This window comes from Streptococcus sp. 2579, from assembly GCF_013277195.1.
Lineage (GTDB): Bacteria > Bacillota > Bacilli > Lactobacillales > Streptococcaceae > Streptococcus.
The window spans coordinates 245,584-257,628 of the sequence record NZ_VMMM01000003.1; the positions used below are offsets into that span (position 1 = coordinate 245,584).

The following is a 12,045-nucleotide window of genomic DNA, read 5'->3' on the forward strand; positions in this document are numbered from 1 at the left end:
TTAGTTTCCAGTACTTGTTGCAGATTATGCTGTTTCATTTTCTGAAGTTGATTCAGCAGGTTTAGAATCTCTTGCGTTGCTCGGTTTGTTTTCGTCGCTAGCAGTTTCACTGTTAGATTCCGTAGCTGTTGATGTTTCTGTTTCGGTACTTGTCTTATCACCATTTGCTTCAGCATTTCTTGCTGGACTTGTTTCTTCACTTGCGCTAGCTTTTGACTGGATTTGGTGATTCAAAACTAGAATAGCTTTTGTCAATTCAAGTAAAGCTGCTTTGTCTTTACTCTTAGCAGAAAGTTGATCTAGTAATGCATCCACTTTATCAAAGTCATCATCAGAACCATTATTACTTTCTAAATAAGAGTGAAGCGATATGAGAATATCGTAGAGTTTTTGATAGAGTACAAGTGTCTGAGGATCTTGTTCAGCATTTTCCTTCTCTTGTTGAAGGGCGCTAGCGATACGAGTCAAGACATCTTTTACCTGGCTATTTACTTCATCCAAGTCTGCATCAGCCTTGTTTGTGGCAGCTTTGAGATTTTCTACTTCTTCTGCCAAGGATTGTCTGATTCCTTCTTCTTGGATTTGCTCCAAGAGTTGATTTGCCTTGCTCAAGAGGCTTTCTACTTCTTCCTTGCTAACATGATTGACATGCTCTTCTTTTTTAAGATCAGGATAAAGATCTTTCAAAAATTCATAAATCGCTTGCTTAGCAGATTGGTTATCAACTGTTTCTTTATCTAGAACTGTTTCATTTACTTTTGTAGAAGCTGGCTGATTTTTCAAAGCCTCTTCTACTTCTTGTTTTGTTTGATAAATGCTTGGGAACAGTTTATTCAAGTCCACAGCCTTACGGAAGGATTGGGATTGATATAAAGTAAAAGTCAAATTAGCTACTTTATTACGAAGCTCATCACTTAAACGACCATCATTTACATTCTCATAGAAGTACTTGATATATTCCACTGTTGTATCGCCAGTACGATCATTAAAGTCTTGAAGAGCTTGAAGTTGTGATTCAACCGCTGCTAAACCAGCCTCATCTTTAGCCAACTTAGCTTCCTGGAGTCGAACGAGAAGGTCTTTCTTAGGAAGTCCATAAGTGTCTGTATCTAGCGTATTGATTTTATCAATCAAGGATTGATATTTCTTATCTAAAGCACTTGTTTCAACAGGTTTGACACTTTCATCAATATGGATATATTGCTTATCAAAGAGATCAAGTGTCGCAAGATAACCTGCTGTAGAGTTAGTTGCTAGTTTCTTCATATTTTCAGTAAACTGTCCTAAGGCTAACTCAATCTGTCTTTGTTTGATTGGATCGTCTTTATAGACGTTTCGACTTTCAGCAAGAAGTTGATCTACTTTTGCTAAAACTGTTTTCTCATCAAAGGCCCCAGGCTGATAGTTGGATTTCAGGGCTGGAATCTTGTTTTTCAAGGCTACTTCATAGCCCTTAGTTTGAACCTTGATGTAGTGATTGTGGTCTCCATGAGGGATCACAAAACTGCCGTTTTCAACCTGCAAACGATAAGGTGATACGCGATCACGTAAGGCAGTCGTATAAAGTTCATTTAGGAAATCAAGTTCAGGATTTCCAGTTTGGAGTGGAAGTCGAACGTGTTCCTTACGAACAGCATAGGGATGGATATGAGTTGGATCGTAGGCTTGGTCAGGATTATTAAATACAAAGAAACCTTTTGAAATTCTAATAGCTTCAAGTGGAACCCCATAGGTCTTAGAAATATAAGCTATTTTTTCTTCATCACTAGCATCTTTAGAGAATGATTCAACAGATTTTGCAAGTGGTTGAACAGGCTCTGCATCATGATGTGTTTTCAAATGATCCTGAGCTTCCTTAATTTGTTCTGGTGTCAAGTCCTTCTTGAAGAAGTAATGATTGTGGTCTCCGTGACTCATGACAAATCCTTGATCATCCTCACTAATGACACGATCGGCATCAAAACCGTGATCGTGATCTTCACCATGATGGTGGTCATGCTCATCGCCATCGTGATCGTCATCATGAGCTGGATTTGGTGTAGCTGTATTTGCCCCTTTCAAGTGGTCTTGCGCTGCCTTAATTTGCTCTGCTGACAAGTCCTTCTTGAAGAAATAATGATTGTGGTTACCATGACTCATAATAAAGCCTTGCTCATCTTCAGCAATAATACGATTGGCATCAAAGCCGTGTCCACCTTCTTCATGTTCCTCATGTGAAACACTAGGATTGGCTGCAAGAGACGGCGAAGGTGCTACTAGACCATTGTTTGGAAGAGTCGGTTGCCCAATTACGGTCGATTTTGGAATGTAATGGAAATGATCACCATGTCTTACAATATAAGCTGTTGCTGTTTCCTCGACAATATCTTTAGGATTAAAGATATAACCATCAGATGTTGAAGAGATAGGCTTATTTGTAAGTAATGAGGCATGATTCAAAGTAGATGGACTACTTGAAAGACTTCCTAGACTAGACGCTGCTTCATGAGGTTTTTCATTTGTAGAGACCGTAGAACCAGTTCCACCGATAGGCACCATTCTAGCAATCTTTTCTTCTAAAGGAGAGAGTTTGCTGTAAGGAATAAAGTGATAATGGTCGCCATGTGGAATCGCAACTCCATTTGGTGTACGACTGATAATCTTAGCAGGGTCAAAGACCAAGCCATCTGATTCACTGTAACGTTGGTCGCTAGGTAAATCATAGAGTTCTTTCAATAGACTCTGGAGATTTTCAGCTTTATTTGCTGGCTTGCTAGTTGAGCCTTGTGCTACAGATTGCGTGTTATTGTCACTAGCTGTTGAAGAATAGCTTAACTGGCTCGGTTGCGTATTTTTCCCAGCTAAATAAGCTTTTGCTGCTGCTAATTCACTAGCAGACAAATCACTTTTTGGAATGTAGTGATAGTGACCTCCGTGAGGAACGATATAAGCATCACCCGTATCTTCGATAATATCAGCTGGATTAAAGACATAACCATCATCTGTCGTATAACGTCCCTGAGACCTTGCTACAGCGACATCTGAGCTGACCTTCTCATTATCTTTGACATGTTCTTGTTTTTGACGATTGATTTCATCTTTGGTTCGAATATTATCAGCATGAGCTGCATCTTTCAGGTAGACATAATATTTTCCATCGATCTTGATGATATAACCACCCTTGACCTCATTGACAATATCAGCGTCTTTAAGTTGATAGTTTGGGTCCTTCATCAAAAGTTCTTCACTAAAGAGGGCATCATAAGGAACTTTCCCATTATAGTAATGATAGTGATCACCGTGTGACGTTACATAGCCCTGATCTGTAATCTTAATGACAATTTGCTCAGCCTGAATTCCTTCTTTTTGGCTAACCTGGTCTGGTGTCAAGTTTTCAGTTTTCTGACTTGACTGACTGCCATCCACATAAGAGACACGATTATTGTCCTTATTTTCCTGCGAACGATGCTGGTTTAGTGCATATGCACATAGACTCAAGGATACGATAACAGCTGATCCAGCTGCTATATACTTTTTACTGAATTTCATAAATCCCTCATTTCAATAAATGATGAAGCTTTTTCTTAACTTCTTTTTCTCGGTTAAACATTTTTTCTAAACTGGTTATTTAACCATTTAATTAACCAGTAAATAGTTTACCTTTTTTAAGTTTATCTGTCAAGATTTTTATATCATTTAAAAAAATAAAAGCCAGTATTACTACTGACTCTTACATTATATCGATTTAATAGGATAAACTTATGCTTCTGGCTTCGTCTCAATTGACTCACTACCTTTTAACAAAGCAAGTAATTTTTCTGCTTCTGCCATGATTCCATTATTATCCATGGTTTGCAGGCTCAAGTTACCTCGTAAACTAGCCAGGGTTTCAGTCGCAGTAGCTTTCAAACTAGCATCGGTTACTGTATCAAGTAGAGCTTCTACTTCTTTGAGTTTGGCTTCCACTTTTTCAGTCTCTACTTGATGGACTTCTGGCTCTTCTGTAGTATCTTCAGCTTCTTCCTCTGTCTCGTCTTCATCAGTGCTCGGTTTATAAAGATTATCTGCTGAAGGATTTAAAGCTGCGTGATTCTCTTCTTCATCAGATTCAGGGCGAGTTGGCTCACTTACTTCATCATGTTCCTTATTTTCATCAGGTTTACCGTCTTGGCCTGCCTTATTTTTACGAACATGGTCGCTAGCATTACCCCAACCATTATCTGAATGAGGACGTTGGTCCGGATGTTCAACGTAGTATTTTACAGTCGCAAATAAATCTTCTAAGGTATAACCCTCAGGTGCCTTATAGAGTCCTTCGTCAAACCATGCAAACTTAAGATTATGATAGTGATCAAAGTGAGGAATGATAAAGTAACCATTCTGTACAGCTACAGTATACTGTAAATGATTTGGTATTTTTTCTAATGGTACCTTGTTCTCAGCTTTTACGCGGTTATAGATAGCTTCTGTCCCTGTTGCCTCTGGTTTTCCTTCAGTAGAATTTGGAGCTTGTAAGCCTTTTTCTTTAGCATAAGCCTGAGCTGCTGCCCTTTCAGCTTCAGATAAGCTGTCTTTTTTAATCCAGTGGCTATGGTTCAAGTGTGGAGTGACGTAGGCATTTCCTGCATCACTTTCAATATCATGTTCGTCAAAAATGTAGCCATCTGAGGTTGTATATTTACCTGCTAATTTCGCTAATTTAATTTCATCGTTTGTATAGGCAATTTGAGCATTTGGTTTGCCAAGGCGTTCTGGGTGGGTAATTGGTGCTAGAAATGCCAATAAATCATCTACCAATTTTACTTTATTATTAGAAGATTCATTATTCAAGCGTTCTGCTAATTTGTCTAAGGCTTGGAAATCAACAGCACGCCCCTTATTTTCAGACAAGGCTTTATGAGCCTGGGTTAACAGATTATAAGCTTTATCATAAAATTCTTTGTCACGAGAAGAGACGTTTTCTTTCTTCGCAACTAGAGCATGTGTCTCTTGAGTTTTCTTAGACAAGAGATTTTCAATAGCATCAATCTTATCCTTAGCCAAGTCTTTAGCAAAAACATAGTGACTGACACCAGCAATTTCCACAACATATCCTTTTCCAACTTTTCTAACAACCTGTTCTACTGCAAAATTAGTTTGTTTTTTCTCAGTTGACGGTTGAGCTTGCGGTTTTGGTGCTGGTTTCAAATAATGCATTCCTGGCACGACTGCACCATTTTGCCCTTTTAACAGAATCATTCTTGCAATCTTCTGCTCTAAATCAGACATTTGTGAATAAGGGATAAAGTGATAATGATTTCCGTGAGGCACAGCAACACCATTTGCTGTACGATCTGTTATTTGTGCTGGGTCGAATACCAAGCCATCCGATTCCACATGTCGTTCTGACAAAGGTTTGGCATACAATTCACGTAAAAGGCTTGAAATATCTTCCCCTTGATTCTGATGATAAGTTGGAGTGACAGTTAGATTGTGGTTCTCTGACAAGCTTGGTTGAGCTGGATTTGCATTATGACTAAAACTTGAAGAAGGACGAGACCCCTGCTTCCCATTCCAATAGGCTTGGGCTGCAGCCAATTCTCCTGCAGACAAAGCGCCTTTTGGTATATAGTGGAAATGATTGCCATGCGGTACAATAAAAGCGTCTCCTGTATCTTCAATCACATCTGTCGGACTAAAGACATACCCATCATCCGTTGTATAGGCGCCTCCAGTTGCTCGATTCGGTGCTTGCGTATTGAGATTAAAGTTTGGTTTAATGGTTGAACTTAGTTTATCTGTACTGCTTGGTTTCGTATTATCAGAATGCTTTTGAACTGGCTGACCTCCAATTGGTAGATTTAGAGCCAATTTTTCTTCCAAAGCAGACATTTGCGAATAAGGAATGAAATGGAAATGATCCCCGTGAGGAACTGCCACCCCATTTGCAGTACGTTTTATAATCTGTGCTGGGTCAAATACCAATCCATCAGACTCCACATGACGTTGGCTAAGTGGCAAAGCATACAATTCTTGAAGGAGACTAGCTAAATCCTCACTTTGACTTTCAGAATCTGTTGCAGAATTTTGAGGTGTCTCAGATGGACTCGTTCTCACACTAGATCTTGTTTCAGATCTGCTGGAACGATATGCAACCGTACTTAATTGGCCACCTTTTCCAGATAAGAAGGCTTGGGCTGCAGCTAATTCACTAGCAGACAAGTCACTCTTAGGAATATAGTGGAAGTGATTACCATGAGGAACGATATAGGCATCACCTGTATCTTCTATAATATCAGAGGCATTGAAGATATAACCATCATCCGTTGTATAGCGTCCTTGGGCTCTGGCTACAGCAACAGCATTATCTGTGCTTGCATTATGATTATGACTGTGTTCCTGCTTCTGACGTTTAATCTCTTCTTTTGTCCGAATATTGTCCGCATGGGCCGCATCTTTAAGGTAAACATAGTATTTACCGTTTACCTTAATGACATAGCCACCCTTGATTTCATTGACAATGTCTGAATCCTTCAACTGATAATTCGGATCTTTCATCAGCAGTTCTTCACTGATGATGGCATCATAAGGAACCTTGCCATTATAGTAATGATAATGGTCTCCATGAGAGGTCACATAACCTTGATCCGTAATCTTGATAACAATTTGTTCGGCGTTGATTCCCTCTCTCTTACTGACTTCATCTGGTGTCAAGTTCTCTGCCTTTTGACCAGCCTGATCACCGTCTATATAAGCAACTCGATTAGACTCTTTCTTAGCCTGACCAGCTTGGTACCGTCCAAGTTCATAGGAACAAACACTTAGGGCAAGGACTGCCACTGAACCCGCTACATATTTTTTATTGATTTTCATTCTTTCCTCACTTTAATTCTTCTGCTAAAACACTTATATTTTCTTCAAGATTTTCTAGGTAAGTCTTGTCATTTTGTGGGTCTGCCTCTAAAGGATTCAGAGTTTTAAGACCCACACCTGTTGATTTGACAAGAGTTTCAGCTACTTTTGAAGAAGCATTACTTTCTGTAAAAATCGTTTTAACCTTATAGGTCTTAACAAATTCCTGAATTTCTGTTAGTTGTCGTGGACTTGGTTCTTGTTCAGGAGAGATACCTGCAATACCGAGTTGATTGAGTCCAAATCTCTTCGCTAGATAAGAAAAGGCTGTATGTTGTGTTACAAATGTTTTCTGAGTCGCTTTTTCAAATTTAGGCTGGAATTTCTTAGTTAGTTCTTGAGCTTTTTTGATAAAGGCTTGCGCATTTTTTTGATAAGTCTCTTTATGCTCACTATCTACCTCTGAAAGTTTATCAGCGATAATCTGAGCTTCTTCACCAGCTTTTTCAGGATCTAGCCAAGTGTGAGGGTCATAGAGCGTTTTTTCATCAACTCCATCCCCTGCTTCCACTTCCTCTAGTCCAGGGACACGTTCCAAGGTCATTCCCTCAGAAGCCTCTAAAACCTTCACTTTAGATTTTTTTAGATTGGGATCTAAACTTCCTGCCCAAGATTCTAGCGTATGCGAATGGTAAACAAAGACATCCGCGTCATAGATGGCTGCGATGTCATTCGCTGAAGGTTCAAAGGAGTGAATCCCACTACTTGACTGAATCATCCGAACATCATTCAAGTCACCAGATACTTCCTTAACCATAGCGTAGATAGGATAAAAACTGGTCACAATTTTCATCCCCTTTCCTGTCTGGCTTTCCTTCTGACTACAGGCTCCTAGCAATAAAAGAAAAACACTTAACAAGACTAAAAATAAATTTTGTTTCTTCATGAACAACTCCTTAACCATTTAATTAACTAGTAAACATTCTACTCCTAAAAATTTAATCTGTCAAGATATTTTTAGAAAAAATTTGAAATTTCTTTCACATATAAAAATCTGCTGAGTTTCAACAACTCAACAGACTTTTACTTTATTCTTCTATGGTAGAATGCTTATAACCATAAGTGAAGTAAATAATACTTCCTATCAACAATGCAACTAGGAAAGCAAGCCAGGTTTCCATATTATACTGTAACATGAAGGATAGACAAATGATGATTGATAAAATCGGTAATAAGGGTACCAATGGTGTTTTAAATTCGCCTGCTTTGGGCATGCCTTTTTCTTTCCGTAAGCGAATCAGGCCGTAAGCTAGCATAATCAAGTAGGCTAAGGTACAAATATTTAAGAAGGCTGCGATACTAGCAAGAGGGAACATTCCTGCTGCTACTGCTGAAGCTAGACCTGTTAAAATAGTAGCATTCTTTGGTACCTTGCTAGTCTTCGTTAGTTCTTTAAAGGCGGCAGGCATTAAGCCATCGCGCGCTAAACTGTAAATCATACGCGATAGGGCATAGGTCATCGAGATACAAACTGTAATCAAGGTCAAGATAGCCACTAATGACACATAGTTGGCTGCCCAACTAATCCCAATGCTACGAAGGGCAAAGGCAACGGCATCATCAACATTTAGATGGCTATAGTGAACCACACCAGTTAAGACAAGGGTCACCAAGGCATAGAGAATGGTTACGATAGAGAGAGATAAGACAATCCCTCTAGGAATATTTTTTTGAGGAGTCTTGACCTCATCTACAGCCATAGAGATGGATTCGAAGCCTAAAAATCCAAAGAACATTAAGGACGCACCAGCCATAATACCAGTACTAGCACCATAGATTTGTCCAAAACCGTAAGGAGCAAAATTGCTCCAATTATCAAGCTTAATATTCCAAATTCCTACTAAAACAAAGAGAGCTAAAGCGGAAAATTTCAAAATAACTAGAATCGAATTAAAGCGTAAGGCTGCCTTGGCATTTAGTAAAACAAGCGATGTTACCAAGACCAAGACAAAAATAGGCAATAAATCAACAAATGTCCCTGCTTGAGGATTAAAGGTACCATTTAATGCCTGAGGAAGAGCTATCCCGTATTGAGAAAGCAAGCCTTTAAAATAAGCTGCCCAACCCGAAGCCACACCAGATATAGCTGTCATGAATTCCATCATGGTTAACCAGCCAGCCAACCAAGCCGGAAATTCTCCTAAAATAGCATAGAGATAACTGTAGGCACCACCTGTAGCAGGTACTCGTGAAGCAAATTCTGCAAAAAAGAGGGCTGATAATCCCACACACAAGGCAGAAATGACGATTGAAATCACTAGGGCTGGACCAGCAAGCGTAGCGGCTGCAGTACCTGTGATTGTAAAGACGCCTGTCCCTACCATGGCACCGATACCTAGTAAAATCAAATCCCATAACTTCAAATGCCTGTGCATCTCCGTTTTATCCAAACTTACATTCTTTGTTCTAAATATATTCATCTTTAACTCCAAAATAAACTGATGATTCTATTTTACCATAAATATAGGGTATTTGTGAATATTTATAAAATATTTTTCTAAAAAAATCTGACTACATCTTGTAATCAGATTTTATCGATTCTAGTTCATTTCTTTAAAGGCTGCTTCTGCATCCGCGTTGCTGATGACACCAAATTGAATCTTTCCAATCTTCCCTTGACTATCAATTAGGTATTCTGTAGGAATGCTTCGAATTTGATAAGCTTGGAAGGTGGTTGCCTTGGTATCATAAAGAACTGGGATATCCTTATAGCCTTGATCTTGGAACCATTGTGGGAATTGCTCAACAGTTTTTTCACCTTGAATTCCTGGTGCAATGACACTAAGAATTTCAAAATCACGATCTGGTTTTGCAGCTAATTCCATCAACTCTGGCATACTTTTCTTACATGGACCACACCATGAAGCCCAAAACTTCAAATAGACTTTTTTACCCTTATAATCAGATAACTTGACTTCTTTGCCATCCATGGATTGCAAGGTGAAGTCTGGAGCCTCTTTTCCAACAGCGATTTGTTGTACAGTCGTTTGTTGTTTTGGCTGTTGTGGGGCTTGAGTTTTTTTAGTCTCTTCCTCACCACAGGCCATCAATACAACTAATGACAAGAGACTTAAGCCAGCAAACATTACTTTTTTCATTTGTTCTCCTTTATTCAAAAATTCCAGCTAGAACATTTACTTGTCCTAGTATTAACAAAATTCCCATTAAAATAATGAGGAAACCACCAATTTTCTTCAGTAGCATCATATGACGTTTGATTTTACTAAAATAAGGCATGACTACACCTGAAGCTAGAGCCAAGACCAAGAAAGGAAGGGCCATTCCCAGAGTGTAAATCAAGGTATAGATAGCTCCTTGCCAGGCGCCATTGCCTCCAGAAGCAGCAAGTGCTAAAACAGAACTCAAAACAGGACCAATACAAGGCGTCCAACCAAAGCTAAAAGTAATACCGAGTAAAAAGGCTGACCAATAACGATTAGCTTCTGATTTCTTAAAAGTAAAGCTTTTTTGAACCTCTAATTTCTTAAAATGAAAAATTTCCATCTGGTGAAGACCCAAAATGATAATAATAGCTCCCATGACATATCGAAACCAATTGGAATAGAGAATATGACCAAAGTAACCAGCACCAAATCCTAGAATAAAGAAAATGAGAGAGATACCTGCGATAAAGCAAAGAGTTCGAATCAGACCTGACCAAGCGACTTTTCTTCCAAACAGGGAGAAGCTTTTTGCACTTTCTTGATCATCCAATAAAATTCCAGCATAGACTGGCAGAAGTGGAAAAATACAGGGAGAAAAGAAGGACAAGACCCCTGCTAAAAAAACGGAGATTGAAAATACTAGCGTTTCCAATAAAGAACCAACTTTCTTAAGATTTCTAATCCTATTTTACTATATTCAATTTAATTTGTATGCTTTCTGCTACGCAAAATCGTATCGGCTACTATTGACCAATCTTTTCTTTTGCTAGTCAAGGCGGATCTTGTCCCCAAAATAGCCAAAAAGCAACGACAAGGGTTACTCGTCGCTGCTTTTGTGAACGGAAATGTCTTTTAGGTCTGACATTTCATAAATCATGTTTTACTTGAGTTTGGCAAGGATTGCTTTAAGCTCCTCTACTAGTTTAGCTTCTGTCTCTGCTGAGCCATTTTCTTCTTTCACGAAATCAAGGGTTTCTTGGAGAAGTTTTTGGGCTTTGGCAAGGACTTTTTTATCCGCTTTTTCTGCATCTAGCTGTCCAAGAACTTTTGTCAATTCCGTGCTTAATTGCTGGATTTCTGACTCTTTCTTACGACGAACCAACCAGAAGGCAATCACGCCTAGAAGGGCGAGTAGACTGACCACAATCACTCCTGCTGGAACTGAGTTTGTTTCAGTCATCTTATCTGAATCTTTACTATCTTCCGTTCCTTGTTTGGCATCTTTCTTGTCCTGTGCAGGCTTGCTGTCGCTAGCATTTGCTTTCACATCTTTGAGAGAGTCCAAGGCAGCCTTCACAGACTCTACTGCAGTACGCAGACCTTGCTCAGTCAAGGCACTATCTTCCAGAGCTTTTTGAGCATTTAGGAGAACCGCCTTGGCTGCATCGATTTTCGGATCAGATACTGTTGCCAAAGCTTTCAAGCGTTGGTCTAACTCTTGACTCAAGGCACGAAGTTCAGACTTATCAACTTGCTCTTGAGCTGGAGCTTGCGTGCTCGTTGAGCTAGCTGAAGGACTTGCTGCTACTCTAGGAGCTTGAGTCGGAGCTGAACTTGGAGCTGGAGCAGGACTTACAGGTTGACCCGGAGCAGTTGGTTGAGACGGTTGTGGAGCTGTTGTAGTCTCTGTGCCTCCTTGGTCTGGCTGAGTAGGAGTAGAAGGTTGAGGTGTTGCGTTATATGAATCAGGAATTGGATAATATCGTCTAGCTGGTAAGCTGACTGGTGTTGAAGAAGCACTAACTTCACTATTACCATGTTTAGCTGTCGCACTTACTTGAGTTCCTGCACTAGCCGCATTATGGGAAATTGTAACAACACCACTTACTCCATCAATGCTGACACCTGATTTTGTTGGTGTTAGGCTCCAGCTTGACCCTGATTTCGTAGCTACAACTTTGTCGCTTCCAATGCTAATTTCTACATGGTCTGCATTCGCACTTGGTGTTACCGTTACATTGGCATTCGCTTCGCTAGAGGCAACTGTTGGTTTTTCAGGTGTTGCTTCTTT

7 protein-coding genes and 1 pseudogene are annotated in these 12,045 nt (G+C 39.6%); all 8 read right to left on the bottom strand.

Annotated features, from left to right (window positions below):
- Window positions 1-24 precede the first annotated feature (24 nt).
- Window positions 25-3,528: a pneumococcal-type histidine triad protein gene (locus HT725_RS02070; RefSeq protein WP_173252962.1), complete on the bottom strand. Its 3,504-nt coding sequence runs from the start codon at window positions 3,526-3,528 to the stop codon at window positions 25-27.
- Window positions 3,529-3,738: 210 nt separating this feature from the next.
- Window positions 3,739-6,831 (bottom strand): pneumococcal-type histidine triad protein, encoded by a 3,093-nt coding sequence (locus tag HT725_RS02075; RefSeq protein ID WP_173252963.1) that lies wholly within the window; start codon window positions 6,829-6,831, stop codon window positions 3,739-3,741.
- 7 nt (window positions 6,832-6,838) lie between these two features.
- Window positions 6,839-7,756 (bottom strand): zinc-binding lipoprotein AdcAII, encoded by a 918-nt coding sequence (gene adcAII / locus HT725_RS02080; RefSeq protein WP_173252964.1) that lies wholly within the window; start codon window positions 7,754-7,756, stop codon window positions 6,839-6,841.
- A 142-nt stretch (window positions 7,757-7,898) separates the two neighbouring features.
- On the bottom strand, window positions 7,899-9,290 hold the full coding sequence (locus HT725_RS02085) for an amino acid permease (protein WP_173252965.1): 1,392 nt from the start codon (window positions 9,288-9,290) through the stop codon (window positions 7,899-7,901).
- 120 nt (window positions 9,291-9,410) lie between these two features.
- Complete coding sequence (gene sdbB / locus HT725_RS02090; RefSeq protein ID WP_173252966.1) at window positions 9,411-9,968, bottom strand: thiol-disulfide oxidoreductase-associated lipoprotein SdbB; 558 nt, start codon at window positions 9,966-9,968, stop codon at window positions 9,411-9,413.
- Window positions 9,969-9,978: 10 nt separating this feature from the next.
- Entirely contained in the window at window positions 9,979-10,686 is a 708-nt protein-coding gene (gene ccdA2, locus HT725_RS02095; RefSeq protein WP_173252967.1) for a thiol-disulfide oxidoreductase-associated membrane protein CcdA2, read from the bottom strand.
- 228 nt (window positions 10,687-10,914) lie between these two features.
- A complete protein-coding gene (locus HT725_RS02100) occupies window positions 10,915-11,331 on the bottom strand; it encodes a hypothetical protein (protein ID WP_173252971.1) in 417 nt (138 codons plus the stop codon).
- Window positions 11,332-11,358: 27 nt separating this feature from the next.
- A pseudogene (locus HT725_RS02105) lies at window positions 11,359-11,562 on the bottom strand (hypothetical protein); the annotation flags it as partial.
- Between the last annotated feature and the right edge of the window lie 483 nt (window positions 11,563-12,045).

Coding starts and splice junctions, on each gene's coding strand:
- HT725_RS02070 (WP_173252962.1), bottom strand. CDS start 3,528: ATGAAATTCAGTAAAAAGTATATAGCAGCTGGATCAGCTGTTATCGTA.
- HT725_RS02075 (WP_173252963.1), bottom strand. CDS start 6,831: ATGAAAATCAATAAAAAATATGTAGCGGGTTCAGTGGCAGTCCTTGCC.
- adcAII (WP_173252964.1), bottom strand. CDS start 7,756: ATGAAGAAACAAAATTTATTTTTAGTCTTGTTAAGTGTTTTTCTTTTA.
- HT725_RS02085 (WP_173252965.1), bottom strand. CDS start 9,290: ATGAATATATTTAGAACAAAGAATGTAAGTTTGGATAAAACGGAGATG.
- sdbB (WP_173252966.1), bottom strand. CDS start 9,968: ATGAAAAAAGTAATGTTTGCTGGCTTAAGTCTCTTGTCATTAGTTGTA.